Consider the following 14,503-nt stretch of genomic DNA (forward strand, 5'->3'; position numbering starts at 1 on the left):
CAGCAACGGAGCAAGCATGGCCGATCGCTATGTTGAACTGAAATCGGTGTCAAAATCCTATGGCGGCGTTCCAGCGCTGACCGCAGTGGATTTCCGCTGCGAGCCGGGACGCGTGCACGCCATTCTCGGCGAGAATGGCGCAGGCAAATCGACTTTGATGAAGTTGTTGGCAGGTGTCATCCAGCCGGACGCGGGAACGATCTCCATCGGCGGGCAGACGGTGCGCTTCTCCTCCCCGCGGGAGGCGGCCGAACAGGGCACTGTCTGCATGTTCCAAGAGCTGTCGCTGATGCCGCATCTTTCGGTTGGCGACAATATCGTGCTTGCGGCCCCGCGCACCCGGATGGGGATGATAGAGCGCAGCGTTTATCGTGAAGCGCGCGAGGCCCTGGATCTTGTCGGGGCCAAGTCGATCCCGCTTGGCGCTCGCGTTTCGGGCCTGTCCCTGTCGGAACGACAGCTTGTGGAAATCGCCAAGGCCGTGTTCCGCAAACCTAAGCTTCTTATCCTTGACGAGGCGACGTCAGCGTTGACCAGCGAGCTCGTCGAAACGGTGTTCGGTGTCCTCAGAATGCTGAAGGAGCAAGGTGTCGCGATCCTCTTTATTTCGCATCGCATGCACGAGGTCGACGCCATCGCCGACCGCATATCCGTCTTCCGCAATGGCAGACATATCGAGACCTTCGACGTTGGCGCACGCACGACCGACGAGATCGTCGGCCTCATGATCGGGCGCTCGCTGGAAGAGCTCTTTCCACCGCGCCGCGCGCCTGTGCCTGACACGGCGCCGGTCGTTCTGAATGTGTCGAACGTGAGCTGGGCAAGCCAGCTTGTCGATGTATCCCTGGCTGCGCGCGCGGGCGAAATTGTCGGGCTCGGCGGTTTGGACGCACAGGGCCAGCAGCAGATCATGCATGCCGTCTTCGGTGTACTGCGCGGCGTGACGGGCCGCATCACGCTCAATGGCAAGCGATTGAATGGTCTCAAGCCGCCGAGGGTGAAACAATCCGATATCGGTCTGGCGCTCGTGCCTGAGGATCGCAAGACCGAGGGGCTGATCCCCAGCATGTCTGTTGCGCAAAACATGCGCTTGGCGGTTCTTGGGCGGGCCCCCTTCGGCCTGCTTGACCTGGACGGTAGCAGCGAGGCCCGGCTGCAGGAACTGATCGAACGCCTGGCCCTGACCTACGGTTCGCTGGACGATCCCATCGCGACGCTGTCGGGCGGCAACCAGCAGAAGGTGGTGCTGGCCAAATGGCTTGTGCTGTCGCCCAAATGTCTGCTGCTGATGGACCCTACCCGCGGCATTGACCTGCCGACCAAGGCGCAGATCTACAGGCTGCTCACGGACTTGGCGGCCGAAGGAATGGCCGTGATCTTGCAATCAACCGACTATGAAGAACTCATCCACTTGTGCGATCGGGTGTACGTCTTCTACCGGGGCAGTGTGGCCAAGGAACTGACGGGGGATCACCTGACCGCCGATGCGCTCATAGCCGCCTCGATGAACGTGCACCTTCACGCTGGAGCCCAAGCATGATGACCTGGCTTCGCCAAAATGCCAGGGAAACGATCGCCGCGCTCGCGCTGGTGATACTGTTCGCTGGCTATATCGCCATTCATCCGCGCGGCTTTTCGACCTATGTGGTTACCATCTGGTCGAACCAGGGAACGCTGCTTGGGCTCGCCGCGATCGCCCAGTTCTTTGTCGTTTTGGTCAAGGGCATAGACCTGTCGGTAGGGTCAATCATCGCGCTGACCAACGTGATGGGATCCTTCCTCCTCAACGGATCTCCCACGTCGATTGCCCTTGGTATGGCGGTGGTACTCACCGTCGGGGTGGCCTGCGGACTGGTCAACGGCATCGCGGTCGTCTACGGAGGGGTGCAGCCGATCGTCACGACCCTGGCGACGGGTGGCATATTCGGCGGCATCGCCCTGCTTCTGAGGCCAACGCCTGGAGGCAGCATTGATGAGACAATGTCGGACGCGCTCACCTATGCAGTGGCGGGCATCCCGGTCTCGGCGGTCATTCTTGTCATCGTTCTCGTCATATTGCTGGTGCTTCTGCGCCGCACGGCCGTCGGCCTCGGCCTTTATGCTATCGGGTCGTCCGAACAGTCGGCCTATATGACCGGCCTTCGCGTGAACCGGCTTAAGCTCGTCGCCTATGGCAGCAGCGGCTTTGTCGCGGCTCTCGCCGGCACCTATGTCAGTATGGTTACGCTGACTGGCGATCCCAATATTGCGCCGTCCTACACGCTGAACTCGATCGCCGCCGTCGTGTTGGGCGGTGTTGCGCTAAGCGGTGGTGTTGGCAGCCCCCTCGGCGCGGTGATCGGCGCTTTGATCCTGAAGACCATCTCGTCGCTGATGTTCTTCTCCGGCCTGCCACCATTGGCGCAACCGTTCTTCGAGGGATTGATCCTCGCAACTGCAATTGCACTCGGCGCGCTCGGCGTTTTCCAGGTGCGCAGCCGGCTTGAGTTGTACCGCTGATGACTGATGCAACCGAGCGAACCGTCACCTCCCGCTGGCTCAACCGGGACCGCGTATCGGTGCTGCTGATCGCGCTGGGCTGCGTCGCTCTGCTGTTGGGCGGCTCCCTCTTGTATCCCGGCTTCCTGAAACCTGGCTACATCCTACAACAGCTTCAGATCGCCGCCTTTCTTGGCATCATCGCCACCGGTGCCATGCTGGTGATCCTGCTCGGCGAGATCGACCTTTCGGTACCGTGGACCATTACCGGCACGGCGATCGTCGTCATCTCGGCCTCCGGCAGCTCCAATCCCCTGGTCGCCAGCCTGGCAATTCCCCTGGGCCTATGCCTTGGCATTGCAGTCGGGCTCTTGAACGCCATCGGTGTTGCTGTCTTTCGCGTGCCTGCGATGGTCTGGACGCTGGCCGTCAACGCCATGCTGCTTGGCGCTGCGGTTTTCTACACGGGCAACAGCCGTCCCAACGGCGAGGTCCCCTGGCTGGCGACGCAGGCGGCGACCGGCCGGACCTTCGGCATCCCCAATGCTTTTCTCGTTTGGCTGGTGGTCGCCGCGATCACCGTCTGGGTTCTCAAACGGACCGTTTATGGAAACTATCTCTACGCACTGGGCAATTCGCGACGTGCCGTGTTTCTTGCCGGGGCGCGGGTTCGTCTGGTGATGGTGGCGACTTTCGTCCTTGCCGGGGTGTTTTCCAGTTTCGGCGCCATCCTCCTGCTGGGCTACACCAATCAGGCCTATCAGGGCATGGGGGACCCCTATCTCATGCCGGTAATCTCGGCCGTGGTGATTGGGGGGACCTCGATTCAGGGCGGCCGAGGGAACTATATCGGCACATTCGCCGGCGCGATCTTCATCACGCTTCTGTCGTCGATCCTGTCGGTTATGCAAATGCCCCCTGCAGCGCGCGAGATGATCTTCGGCGCGATCATCCTGGTCATGCTGCTGGTCCACGGTCTCACCAACAAGAAGGAAGGCGTCTGAAAGCCAATGGCGGTCAGCGATGCGCAGCATTCTCGCGACATTGAAATGTTCCACCAGGCCGAGTGCAAGCCCAAACGGCCGGTCGGCTGGCAAGGCAAACCCTAGCAAGCAAGGCCTGTCAAAATGACATACTACGAGGTTCTTGATGATCGCTTCCAGGATTTCATTATCTCTCTGTGCAGGCTCGAAAAACTCCATACTGGAATGCGCTGGGCCGAAGGGCCAGTGTACTTCGCCGACGGCCGCTTTCTGCTCTTCAGCGACATTCCCAACAACAGGATGCTGAAGTGGGATGAAGTGACGGAGACTGTTTCCGTTTTCCGCCATCCTTCGAATTTCTCCAACGGCAATACGCGCGACCGGCAAGGACGCCTGGTCAGCTGCGAACATGGGCAGCGGCGCGTCACGCGCACCGAGTACGACGGCAGCATCACGATCCTTGCCGATCGGCTCGAGGGCAAACGTCTCAATTCTCCCAACGATGTCGTGGTCAAATCCGACGATACTGTCTGGTTCACCGATCCGCCCTACGGCATCCTGAGCAACTATGAGGGCTACAAAGCACCCAGCGAGATCGGAGCCTGCAACGTCTACTGCCTTGATCCCAAGTCAGGTGCGCTGACGGTGGCAGCTGGCGACTTCGACAAGCCGAACGGCCTCGCCTTCTCCCCGGACGAGGGACGTCTCTACATCGCCGACAGCGGCCGTTCCCACGGCCGGGATAAACCGCACCATATCCGTTGCTTTGACGTGGGCGAGGACGGTCGCCTTTCGAATGGTTGCATCTTTGCCGAGATCGATCCCGGCATCCCTGATGGTTTTCGGATCGATGTCGACGGCAACCTATGGGTGTCAGCTGGCGACGGCGTGCACTGCTTTGCGTCGGACGGCACGCTTCTTGGCAAGATTCTTGTCCCTGAGACTGTCGCCAATGTCTGCTTTGGCGGACCTCATCGAAATCGCCTGTTCATCGCCGCCAGCAGCTCGCTCTATGCCGTCTATCTCAACACAACAGGATTACAGTTCTGCTGAGCAAGGAAGATTCCATCCGCGCGGCGCCTGATCTCGTCAAGCAGCATGACCATCGGGCCTATCGCCACCTAAGGGATGGTGGACGTGTCATTACGATCGGCAGCAATGTCGCGATCCGTGCCGGTTCCGCCGGCGTCAGCGCCTACCAGATGAGCAAGGGTGCGGTCGCGGCTCTGGTTAAGGGCGTCGCGCATGATCTCGCGCCGCGCCGCGGTACGGTCAACAACATCCAGCCCGGCGCGATCGGGACGGACATGATCCCCGACCACGGGGCGGCTGCAGGTGGCACCATCCTCAAGCGCACCGGCACGCCCGAAGAGGTCGCCGGGCTCATCTCATACCTCGCCCGCGATGAAGCGGCCTTTGTAACCGGCACCGGCATCACGATGGACGGCAGTTACGTCCTTTGAACACTCGGGGCCGTGCTGGCGCGGCAGTTCCGAAACGCGTCAGCAGGGCTTCGATCAGATTACAGGAGCGCTGCATGGTCACTGTCACGCTAATCTTGCCGAGTGTGCCCAGCACGACGTAAATTTCGCGTTCTTCAGGTCCGTCACCTTCTTCTCACGTGTTGAGACGGAATTCTGATCCCTCTGGCCACGCAGGCTGAGCGACGTTTTTCGCGTTGGCTTGGCTGGTTTGCCGGTTGAAGAAAATGCCCGGCGAGCAGCATCTGGCCCACGTGTCCTAGCAGCGCGGGTGCGGCCAGGATTGTCCCGCGTATGTGGTTAGGCCTGGTGAATCGCTCCGGGCTGTTGCCGCTGGGTTACAGCCTACAACGGGAGGCGGTAGTAGGAGTATCCAGCGCTAGGTTCCTGGCTCTCTGGCGGGGGCATCTGGGAAACGGCGTAGTACGAGGAAATTGCCCGTCGACTTCGGTCGGCGGGCTTTTCATGTTCGATCAGTAGCGAAAATGAGCCGGAGCGTCTTCGTAGCGTCAGGGTGATATGGCCAGAAAAACTGACGCTTGTGTCTCGTATCACACCGGGTAGTCATGGCGACACGTAGGCCAGACCGGCGAGGATCAGTGGTAGTAGATGCCGCCGTCGACGTTGAGCGACTGGCCGGTGACGAAGGCCGACAGATCCGAGGCGAAGAACAGCACCGGCCCGACGACATCTTCCGGTGCGCCGAGGCGCTTCAGCGCCGCGACATCTTCCCAATGGCGGATCGCCGCCTCGCTGCCGAGGTTGTTCTTGCCCATCTCGGTCAGGATGATGCCGGGGCAGATGGCATTGACGGTGACTCCGTCCATGCCGACTTCCTGCGCCAGCACGCGGGTGAGCGTGATCACCACCGATTTGGTCGCCGCGTAATGACCTTGCGTCGGCACCCCCTGGCGGCCGGCGATCGATGCGATGTTGATCACCCTGCCCGATCTCCTGGCGCGCATATGCGGCAGCACGGCCTGGCACATCATCAGCACGCCTTTGGCATTGATGTCGAAATGCGCGTCCCAGCTGGTCTCGTCGAGGTCCTGGAGCAGGCTGGGCTTCAGGATGCCGGCATTGTTGACCAGCACGTCGATGCGGCCTGCCGCCGCAAGCAGCGCCTGCGCCATCGCCTCGATCTCGCGCTTCTTGCTGACATCCATCGTATAGACATAGGCCTTGCGGCCGGCGGCCTCGATCTCGGCCTTGGTCACGGCAAGCTCAGCCGCCTGCGACGGCAGGTCGGTGACGGCGACGTCGAAGCCCGCTTCAGCCAGCCCTTTCGCGAGAGCCCTGCCGATGCCCCGGCTGGCGCCGGTGACGAGAGCCGTCTTGCCCTTGGCTTCAGGAAGAATGGTCATGCTGCTTGCACCTTTGATGTCTTGACCGGCAGCGAGTTCATCGCCGAGACCGTGTCGTCGAATGAAACGAGTTTGCCGTCGGAGCCGAGGCCCATGGCCACCTTGGCGGCGACGGCGGTTGCGAAGCGCGCCGACTGTCTGAGGTCCCAGCCCTTGATGATGCCGACGATGATCCCAGCGGTGAAGGAGTCACCGCAGCCCGTGGTGTCGAAGACCTCGACGTCGAAGGCCGGCAGGTGGAAATCCTCACCATGCTGCGGCGAGACATGGACGCCGTCAGCGCCGAGCGTGATGATGCAGTTCTTCACGCCCCTTGCCTTGAAGAAGGCGGCAACGCGGGCCGGGTCGCGGTCATGCGCCATCTCGCCGGCCTCGTCGATGCTGGGCACGAAATAGTCGATGTAAGGCAGGCACGGCTCGACCAGCTTCCACGTCTCCGGCGTCGCCTGGATGAGATCGAAAGTGGTGATGCGGCCGAGTTCCTTGGCCCGCTTCAGAAGCTTGACCGTCGGCTCGCCATCAAAGCGCTTCAGCAGGCCTGTACCGCCGACATGGACGATGGTGGCGTCAAGCGCGGCATCGAGATCGGCATCGGCGACCTCGAACAAGGTCGCGGTGCCCGGCACATGCAAGGCCGGTCGCTCGCCGTTCGGCCGCACCGGCAGTATGGTGGAAGAGGTCTGAACGCGGCCGTCGCGCCGGACAAGGCTCGTCTCCAACCCGTACTTGCCGAGCTTGGCGAGGAACCAGTCGCCCATGTCGTCGGTGCCAAGCGTCGTGACGGCGCGTGTCTTCATCCCGAGGATGGCGCAGTCCATGCCGGTGGCCCCGGCGGTGCCGGCGACCGTCATGCGGATCTCTTCGATGAAGTCGGCACGCCCGCCTTCGGGGATGCGCGACACCGGCCGGCCGAGAATGTCGAGGACGTAGAAGCCGATCGAGCTGACGTCGAATTGTGGCATGGGAGACGACCCTTTCGAACTCAATGCGAGGCGCGGCGCAGGCCGAAGCTTGCGGCCAGCACCAGGAAGACGAGCACGCCGATGCCGACTTGCTGCCAGTAAAAATTCCAGCCGACCAGCAGCAGCCCGTTCTTGACGATGGCAAGCAGCAGCACGCCGAGCAGCGTGCCGATCACCGAGGGCTTGCGCTCGCGGCTGAGCGTCGTGCCGATGAAGGTGGCGCCGATGGCGTCGAGCAGGAAGGCGTTGCCGGACAGCGGCACGTAGGACTTCACCGTCGCCGACAGCAGGATGCCGGTCACGCCGGCAAGCAGCGCGCACAGCACATGAACCATGGAAAGCTCGCGCGGCACGCGAATGCCGGAATACCAGGCCACACCGGGCTGCGCGCCCATCGCCTGCACATAGCGGCCGAAGACCGAACGGTGTAGCAGAACATGGACCGTAACGGCCACGACGACAAGCACGATCACCGGCGTCGGCACGCCGAACAAATCGGTGCGGGCAATGGCGTTGAACTGGTCAGCGGCATAGCCGCTTGTGAGATAGATCGGCTGGCCGCCGCTGGTGGCAAGCTGCTGCGTGCTCTGACCGATGAACAGCACGCCGAGCGTTGCAAGGAACGGGCTGATGTTCAGCCTGGTGATGAGGATGGCGTTGAGGATGCCGACGATCAGCGCCGCGCCCAATCCACCGCCGACGCCGACCACGCCGCTAAAGCCGGTGGCAAGCAGCATCACGAAGACCATGCTGGCCATGTCTACGGAGACGCCGACGGAGAGATCGATGCCACCCGACGAGATGACGATGGTCAGCCCCAGCGCCACGATCGCCAGCATGACGACATTGTTGACCAGCACGTTGAAGAGGTTCGCCGGCGTCAAGAAGGTCGGGCTCGCCACGGCGAAGAAGATGACGATCGCCGCGAAGGCAACAAGCACGCTGTATTTGGCGAGGAAGGCGCGCAGGTTCGTCTTGGAGCTGTCATTGGCCGAGACGCTCATCGTGAACCCTCCGAACCGCGGGCAAAGGATGTGATGGCGACCACCAGCAGGATCAGCGCACCCTGCACGCCATTGACCCAGTAGCTGGAGACGTTGAGCAGCTGGAAGCCATTGGCGAGCAAGCCGATGAACAGCACGCTGAGCAGCGTGCCGCCCATGGTCGGCACGAAGCGGCGGGAAAAGACGGTGCCCAACAGTGCCGCCGCCAGCACCGACAGAAGCAGTTCGCCGGAACCGGGCGTGCTGGCTGACAGGCGCGAGACGGTGAGCACACTTGCCACCGCCGCGCAGAAGCCGCTCAGCACGTAGGTGAAGGAGACATAGAAGGGCACGCTGAGACCGGCCGCGCGCGCTGCTTCGGGATGGCCGCCGACCGCGTAGAGCCGCAGCCCAAACGCCGTGCCATGGATGATGGCGATGATGATCGCAGAGAACACGATCAACGCCCAGGCGAGTGCTGAGATGCCGAGGAAGCTGCCTGAGACCAGAAAGCCGAGCAGCGGGGAGGATGCGCCGACAACCGTGTTCTGGGTGAGCGTAAGTTCCATGCCGGCCGCGACGTTGAGCACGGCAAGCGTCGCCAGCAGCGGCAGGATGCCAAGACCGACAACGGCAAGGGCGTTCAGCGCGCCAACCGCCATGCCGACGGCGATGGCCGCGAGCACGGACAGGAAGTCGCCATAGCCCATCGACAACAGCGTCGCGTAGACAGCCGCGCATAGCCCCATATTGGCGGCGATCGACAGGTCTATGCCGCCTTCGGTGACATCGGAGCCGCCGCCAATGATGACGGACGTCATGCCATAGGCGAGCACGCCCAGGATCGCCGACTGCTCGACGACATTGATGAGGTTGAAGGTCGAGGTGAAGCCCGGCGCGAAGACGACGAAATAGGCCATGATCGCGGCGAAGGCGGCAATCGCGCCGAGCCGCACGACGAGGGTGGCGAAGCGCCGGCCGGCACTTTTGCCGGTGGTGCGGGTTTCATCGGACGCGCCGGCCTCAGTGTGGAGAGTTGTCGCGCTCATGCCGCCATTCCATCAGCGTTCGAGCGGGCGCCTGAAGAGGCCGCGAGCAACGCGTCGCTGTTCATCGACGGGCCGGAGAAGGTACCGGCAAGCCGGCCGCGATAAACAACCAGCACCCTGTCGCAGACGCCGACCAGTTCGAGCAGGTCGGACGACAGAAGCAGGATCGCCGCGCCCTCGCCCGACAGCCGGTTCAACAGATTGTAGATCTCGACCTTGGCGCCGACATCGACGGCCACCGTCGGCTCGTCCAGAACATAGACACGCGACTGGCAGCTCAGCCACTTGGCGATCGCCACCTTTTGCTGGTTGCCGCCGGAGAGTTCGCGCACCAGCGCGTCGCGATGCGGCGTCTTGATCGACAATTCCTTGATCAGTCCGTCGACCGCCTGGTTCTCGCTGTTGCGGCTGACCAGCCCGCTCTTCGAATAGCGGCGCAGGCTGGCCAGCGAAATATTCTCGCGTACCGACAGGCCAAGCGCCACGCCATGCGCGCGGCGGTCCTCCGGCAGCATGGCGATGCCGTCGCGTACCGCCTTGACCGGCGTCGACAGCGCGAGTTGCTTGCCCTCGACCGTGATCGAGCCGCCGTCGGCGGTCTTGAGGCCGAACAGGCATTGTACGATCTCCTTGGCACCGGATCCGAGCAGGCCGGTGAGGCCGACGATCTCGCCGGCGCGAACATTGAAGCCGATGTTTTCGAAACCGCCTCCGAGGCGCAGATTGGCGACTTCGAGCACCGGCGCGCCCAACGTGACAGAACGCTTGGGAAACATCTCGCCGACATCGCGGGCGATCATCATCGAGATGATCGCATCGATCGATGTCTCGCGCGGGTCGACTGTGCCTACATCGGTGCCGTTGCGCATCACCGTGACACGGTCGCAGAGCTTTTCGATCTCCTGCATGTAGTGGGAAATGAAGACCACGGCGATACCGTCGTCGCGCAGCCGGCGCAGCACGTCGAACAGGCGGTCGACCTCGCGCTTGACCAAGGCCGCCGTCGGCTCGTCGAGCACCAGCACCGAGGCTTTCTGCGCCAGCGCCCGGGTGATCTGCACGACTTTCTGCTGTGCCGTGGTCAGGTCCTTGACCAGGGTTCCCGCCGGCAATTCCATGCCGAAGAACCGCTTCAACAGATCGGCCGCCTTGCGCTCCATGGCGCGGCGGCTGACGAACGGCCCGAAGCCGATTTCGTGGCCGAGGAACACCGCCTCGCCGACCGTCGCGGTCGGCACCAGCAGCCTGTCCTGATGGATGAAATGCACGCCGAGCTTTTCGACCGATGCCGGCGACAGCGAGGTCACGGTCTCGCCATTGATGACGATGGTGCCGCTGTCCGGCTTGATGATGCCGGCCAGCACCTTGATGATCGTCGACTTGCCGGCGCCGTTCTGGCCGACAAGGCCGAGGATCGAGCCGCGCGCAATCTGAAGGTTTGCGTTCTCCAGCGCACGCACCGGGCCGAACCGCTTCGATATGTCCGTCATCGATACAGCAATTTCACGCTTTGCTGTCTGCATGGCCGTCAATCCTGGTTGATGATGGCGGGCAGCCACAAAGGCTTGGCTGCCCGCCGTTACGCTCAGCCTATTTAACGCCAGCCTTCTCGGCCGCGTCGAGGAAGGGTTTTCCCTTTTCGGCGGCATTTTCCTTGTTGATCAGCACCGCGGGCACGAAGGTGAAGGGCGCCACCTTCTGGCCGGCAAGATATCTGGCGGCATTGTCAACCGAAGTCTTGCCGATCTCATAGGGCTGCTGCGCTGCCACGGCACCGGCGGACGACTTCGAATCCATCACCATCTTGATGACTTCCGGGCTGCCGTCGATGCCGTAGGTCTTGACCTCGTTGCGGCCGGCCGCCTCGACCGCCTGCGTGGCGCCGATCTGCGGCACGTCCCAGCAGGCCCACACTGCGCCGATCGAACCCTTCTCGGGCGACTTGGTCAGCATGTCGGTGACGTTGGAATAGGCGCTCTGCACGGTGTTCGGGATGACGTCGCGTAGTTCCGGTTCGACGATCTTCACGTCGGGGAACGAGGTCAGCACATATTTCAGCTGGTCGTAGCGGATCTTGCAGACCGGCACGCTGTAGAAGCCGTTGAAGACCAGCACATTGCCCTTGCCGCCCATGTCGGCGACCATCTGTAGCGCGATCTCGGCGCCGATATTGTAGTTGTTGGAGGTGGTGTTGTTGATGGCGTGCGGTGTCGCGGTGTCGACGGTGAACAGCGGGATGCCGGCATCGCGGATCTTCTGCAGCCACGGGTTCAGCACTTCGAGATTGCCGAGCTGCTCGATGATGGCGTCTGGCTTCTGCGCGATCAACGTCTGCAGCTGCGCGATCTGCTGCTGGTCCTTGCGGCCGGCGTCGAGCGCGATCACTTCGCCGCCCAGCTCCTTCACCCGGTCCTGGATGCCGCGGAAGGCCATCAGGTCCCAATAGTGATCGGTGCCGATAGCGGAGACGCCGATACGCTTGCCCTTCAGCGACAGTTCCTCGGCACTCGCGCTCGATATGGCAGCCAGGCTGCAAGCCGCCGCCAACCCCAAAGCGAGCGCCTTGACGAGGCCTTTCATGGATCCGGTCATTTCATTCCTCCCTTGTTGATCGCTCCGGGCCTTCCCGGAGGATTCTGCCAGATGACTGCGGCTCAGGCAGCAGCCTCCTTGTCGCGCAGGCCATAGCTGGCCATGCGCTTGATGACGTTTTCGATCTCTTCCTCGGACAGGATCGGCGGCTCGCCGATCTGCAGGGCGCCGTGATACTGGCGCGCCAGCGTTTCCACCTCGACCGCCAGCCACATCGCCTGGCTGAGGCTGGAACCGACCGCGATCATGCCGTGCTGTGCGAGCAGGCAGGCCTTGCGGTCGCGCAGCGCCTCTACCGCATGCGCCGAGAGCTCCGCCGTGCCGAAGGTGGCGTAAGGAGCGCAGCGAATGTCACTGCCGCCGGCAACCGCCACCATGTAATGGATCGCCGGTATCTTCCTGCCCATGATGGCGATGGTCGTGCAGTAGGTCGGATGCGCGTGGACGACCGCGTTGACCTCGGGCCGCGCCTTCATGATGTCGAGATGGAAACGCCACTCGCTTGACGGCGGCAGGCGCCCGTCGACCTCACCGTCCCAGGCCATGAAGACGATGTCCTCGGGCACCAACGTCTCGTAAGGCGTGCTGGTCGGCGAGATCAGCATGCCTTCGCCATGGCGCCTGCTGACATTGCCTGACGTGCCCTGGTTGATGCCCAGCGCGTTCATCTCCAGGCAGGCGTCGATGATTGCCTGGCGTGCCTCTAGGTCCGAAACGGTCATGCGATATTCCAATCCTTGCTCGGCCCTCACCAGGCCGTGTAGCCGCCATCGATCGACAGGATCGCGCCGGTGACGTAGCTCGACGCCGGCGAGGCGAGAAACAGGATCGCCGAAGCGATCTCGTGCGGCTCGCCGAGCCGGCCCATCGGCGTCATGTCGATCCAGGTGTTGAAGAGTTCGGGCCGCTCGCGCATTTTCAACGTCATCTCGGTGCCGACATAGCCGGGCGCGAGCGCGTTGACGCGAACGCCTGACTTCGCCCATTCGACGGCGAGCGCCTTGGTCATCATGTGCACGGCGCCCTTGCTCACCATGTAGGACGGCGCGGTCTGCGGACGGTTGATGATCAGGCCCGACATCGAGCCGAGATTGACGATCGAGCCCTTCTTGCGGGCGACCATGGACCGGCCGAAAGCGCGCGAGGCCCAGTAGACGCCGTTGACGTTGACATCCATCACCAGGCGCCATTCCTCGTCTGATGTGTCGAGCGCGGTGTTTAGGCGAGCGATGCCGGCGCTGTTGACCAGTATGTCGACCTGGCCGAAATCGCTGACGATCTTGGCGGCCTTCGCCTCGACGGCACGCGGATCGGTGACGTCGAGCACGCGGCCATCGACGCTTCCAACACCGGCCTTCTTAAGCGCCTCGGCGGCTGCATCCAGGCCCTGCGTATTCACGTCGAGCAGGACGATGCGCGCACCGCAGGTGCCGAGCGCCTTGGCGGCCTCCAGACCGATGCCGCTGGCACCGCCGGTGACGACGGCAACCTCGTCCGTCAGGTCGAATTGCGACCGGTAGTCCATGCAAATCCTCCATCAGGATCAGGCTTGGCGCGGGCAAAATCTTCCCCTCGCCGCCGAAGCGGCGTCGCAAGCCAGCCGGTCCTGATAATGCCTGGGTCAGGCTCCTCCCGGCCCCATGACGAGGACGTTACAGAAGCTTCCCTGGTCCGTCAATCTGGTTATAACCAGAAAACGGAATCTTTTTTGTGCTGTGAAAACTCAGGTGCGATCGACACCGTTCACCGTCGCGGACGGTTGCTCGACCGCCATGTGGATGCGGGCGACGGAGGAGTTGTAGAAGGCCTCGTAATATTCGAGCGCCGCACCGTCCGCGTCATAGGCGATCGACTCGATTTCGATCAGCGGCGTGTTGGCGGCAACGCCCATCTGCTCGGCCTCTTCCTTGGTAGGCAACGCCGCGCGCAGCCAGCGATCGGCGCGCTTCACCGTCAGGCCGAACACCGCGCGGATGGTGCCGAAAATCGACTGGTTTTCCGACAGGATGTTTTCGAGACCGGGCACCCGGTGCCCTGGCAGGCTGATGCGCGTCATGGTAATCGGCGCGCCGTCGGTCATGTAGACGCGGCTGATGCGGACCACGCTGCCATTGGCAGGAATGCCGAAGACTTTGGACTCCTTCTCGTTCGGCGGGCAGCGGTAGATTTCGAGCGTGCGCGTCGAGACCTTGTGGCCTTTCGCCGTCAGGTCGTCGAACACGCCGAGATTGGCGGTCATGAAGTCGACATGCTCGCGCGGTGCCGCGACGAACATGCCCTTGCGGGGCATCTTGATGATGCGGCCTTCGCTGGACAGCGAGCCGATCGCGGCGCGCACGACCGGGCGCGAGACGCCAAAGAAGTCGCACAGCGCCTGCTCGGAAGGGATGCGCGAATTGGCCGCCAGCAGGCCGGTGTTGATGGCTTCCTCGACCTGGTTACGCAATTGCACCCACAGCGGTGCGGCCTCGTCGCGATTCAGTTCGACCTTGGAACCGATCGTGCGGAACGCCTCGGCGGCCCCGGCATCTTCCTGGTCGTAGCGAGGACGCCCACGCATTCTGGTCGTTTGTTCCATTCAACCCGCCGCAAATCATTTTGCCGCGACTCA

Annotated in this window: 14 protein-coding genes; 5 read left to right on the plus strand and 9 right to left on the minus strand. The window is 62.8% G+C overall.

Translation table 11 applies throughout. The annotated features are described in order from the left end of the window. The first annotated feature begins 16 nt into the window (after window positions 1–16). The 5 genes from JG747_RS28880 (at window position 17) to JG747_RS37175 (ending at window position 4,924) form a co-directional block, all read left to right on the plus strand. Window positions 17–1,540 (plus strand): sugar ABC transporter ATP-binding protein, encoded by a 1,524-nt coding sequence (locus tag JG747_RS28880; protein ID WP_064983476.1) that lies wholly within the window; start codon window positions 17–19, stop codon window positions 1,538–1,540. Then, window positions 1,537–2,499, plus strand: coding sequence for an ABC transporter permease (locus tag JG747_RS28885; RefSeq protein ID WP_202360536.1), 963 nt, complete (start codon window positions 1,537–1,539; stop codon window positions 2,497–2,499). Before JG747_RS28880 ends, JG747_RS28885 begins: the two co-directional genes overlap by 4 nt. Then, entirely contained in the window at window positions 2,499–3,482 is a 984-nt protein-coding gene (locus tag JG747_RS28890; protein WP_019856587.1) for an ABC transporter permease, read from the plus strand. Before JG747_RS28885 ends, JG747_RS28890 begins: the two co-directional genes overlap by 1 nt. 123 nt (window positions 3,483–3,605) lie before the next feature. Further along, complete coding sequence (locus JG747_RS28895; protein WP_202360537.1) at window positions 3,606–4,514, plus strand: SMP-30/gluconolactonase/LRE family protein; 909 nt, start codon at window positions 3,606–3,608, stop codon at window positions 4,512–4,514. Between the two features lie 113 nt (window positions 4,515–4,627). Next, on the plus strand, window positions 4,628–4,924 hold the full coding sequence (locus JG747_RS37175) for an SDR family oxidoreductase (protein WP_240564764.1): 297 nt from the start codon (window positions 4,628–4,630) through the stop codon (window positions 4,922–4,924). Between the two features lie 614 nt (window positions 4,925–5,538). Here the strand turns inward: JG747_RS37175 and JG747_RS28905 are convergent. The 9 genes from JG747_RS28905 to JG747_RS28945 all read right to left on the minus strand — a co-directional run bounded on the left by JG747_RS28905 (window position 5,539) and on the right by JG747_RS28945 (window position 14,452). Further along, on the minus strand, window positions 5,539–6,306 hold the full coding sequence (locus tag JG747_RS28905) for an SDR family NAD(P)-dependent oxidoreductase (protein WP_038644973.1): 768 nt from the start codon (window positions 6,304–6,306) through the stop codon (window positions 5,539–5,541). Beyond that, window positions 6,303–7,268 carry a carbohydrate kinase family protein gene (locus JG747_RS28910; protein WP_019856583.1) on the minus strand — a complete coding sequence of 322 codons (966 nt, stop codon included), beginning with the start codon at window positions 7,266–7,268 and terminating at the stop codon, window positions 6,303–6,305. Before JG747_RS28910 ends, JG747_RS28905 begins: the two co-directional genes overlap by 4 nt. A 20-nt stretch (window positions 7,269–7,288) precedes the next feature. Continuing rightward, window positions 7,289–8,272, minus strand: a complete 984-nt coding sequence (locus JG747_RS28915; protein ID WP_202360538.1) for an ABC transporter permease — start codon at window positions 8,270–8,272, stop codon at window positions 7,289–7,291. Further along, entirely contained in the window at window positions 8,269–9,300 is a 1,032-nt protein-coding gene (locus JG747_RS28920) for an ABC transporter permease (RefSeq protein WP_019856581.1), read from the minus strand. The genes JG747_RS28915 and JG747_RS28920 overlap by 4 nt, the downstream gene beginning before the upstream one ends. After that, window positions 9,297–10,823, minus strand: coding sequence for a sugar ABC transporter ATP-binding protein (locus JG747_RS28925; RefSeq protein WP_244748256.1), 1,527 nt, complete (start codon window positions 10,821–10,823; stop codon window positions 9,297–9,299). Before JG747_RS28925 ends, JG747_RS28920 begins: the two co-directional genes overlap by 4 nt. Window positions 10,824–10,890: 67 nt before the next feature. Next, the gene (locus JG747_RS28930) at window positions 10,891–11,892 is read right to left on the minus strand and encodes a sugar ABC transporter substrate-binding protein (RefSeq protein ID WP_081296047.1); all 1,002 of its coding nucleotides are present in this window, start codon (window positions 11,890–11,892) and stop codon (window positions 10,891–10,893) included. A gap of 62 nt (window positions 11,893–11,954) precedes the next feature. Continuing rightward, window positions 11,955–12,614: an L-fuculose-phosphate aldolase gene (locus JG747_RS28935; protein ID WP_064983486.1), complete on the minus strand. Its 660-nt coding sequence runs from the start codon at window positions 12,612–12,614 to the stop codon at window positions 11,955–11,957. A gap of 26 nt (window positions 12,615–12,640) precedes the next feature. Further along, window positions 12,641–13,417 carry an SDR family NAD(P)-dependent oxidoreductase gene (locus tag JG747_RS28940; protein WP_019856577.1) on the minus strand — a complete coding sequence of 259 codons (777 nt, stop codon included), beginning with the start codon at window positions 13,415–13,417 and terminating at the stop codon, window positions 12,641–12,643. A gap of 198 nt (window positions 13,418–13,615) precedes the next feature. Next, the gene (locus JG747_RS28945) at window positions 13,616–14,452 is read right to left on the minus strand and encodes a GntR family transcriptional regulator (RefSeq protein ID WP_019856576.1); all 837 of its coding nucleotides are present in this window, start codon (window positions 14,450–14,452) and stop codon (window positions 13,616–13,618) included. Between the last annotated feature and the right edge of the window lie 51 nt (window positions 14,453–14,503).

This window comes from Mesorhizobium sp. 131-3-5 (assembly GCF_016756575.1).
GTDB classification, from domain to species: domain Bacteria; phylum Pseudomonadota; class Alphaproteobacteria; order Rhizobiales; family Rhizobiaceae; genus Mesorhizobium; species Mesorhizobium jarvisii.

Excerpts from the sequence above, each read along its gene's own strand:
- JG747_RS28935 (WP_064983486.1), bottom strand. The coding sequence starts at position 12,614 with ATGACCGTTTCGGACCTAGAGGCACGCCAGGCAATCATCGACGCCTGC.
- JG747_RS28920 (WP_019856581.1), bottom strand. The coding sequence starts at position 9,300 with ATGAGCGCGACAACTCTCCACACTGAGGCCGGCGCGTCCGATGAAACC.
- JG747_RS28930 (WP_081296047.1), bottom strand. The coding sequence starts at position 11,892 with ATGACCGGATCCATGAAAGGCCTCGTCAAGGCGCTCGCTTTGGGGTTG.
- JG747_RS28880 (WP_064983476.1), top strand. The coding sequence starts at position 17 with ATGGCCGATCGCTATGTTGAACTGAAATCGGTGTCAAAATCCTATGGC.
- JG747_RS28915 (WP_202360538.1), bottom strand. The coding sequence starts at position 8,272 with ATGAGCGTCTCGGCCAATGACAGCTCCAAGACGAACCTGCGCGCCTTC.
- JG747_RS28890 (WP_019856587.1), top strand. The coding sequence starts at position 2,499 with ATGACTGATGCAACCGAGCGAACCGTCACCTCCCGCTGGCTCAACCGG.
- JG747_RS28895 (WP_202360537.1), top strand. The coding sequence starts at position 3,606 with ATGACATACTACGAGGTTCTTGATGATCGCTTCCAGGATTTCATTATC.
- JG747_RS28945 (WP_019856576.1), bottom strand. The coding sequence starts at position 14,452 with ATGCGTGGGCGTCCTCGCTACGACCAGGAAGATGCCGGGGCCGCCGAG.
- JG747_RS28885 (WP_202360536.1), top strand. The coding sequence starts at position 1,537 with ATGATGACCTGGCTTCGCCAAAATGCCAGGGAAACGATCGCCGCGCTC.
- JG747_RS28910 (WP_019856583.1), bottom strand. The coding sequence starts at position 7,268 with ATGCCACAATTCGACGTCAGCTCGATCGGCTTCTACGTCCTCGACATT.
- JG747_RS28925 (WP_244748256.1), bottom strand. The coding sequence starts at position 10,823 with ATGCAGACAGCAAAGCGTGAAATTGCTGTATCGATGACGGACATATCG.
- JG747_RS28940 (WP_019856577.1), bottom strand. The coding sequence starts at position 13,417 with ATGGACTACCGGTCGCAATTCGACCTGACGGACGAGGTTGCCGTCGTC.
- JG747_RS28905 (WP_038644973.1), bottom strand. The coding sequence starts at position 6,306 with ATGACCATTCTTCCTGAAGCCAAGGGCAAGACGGCTCTCGTCACCGGC.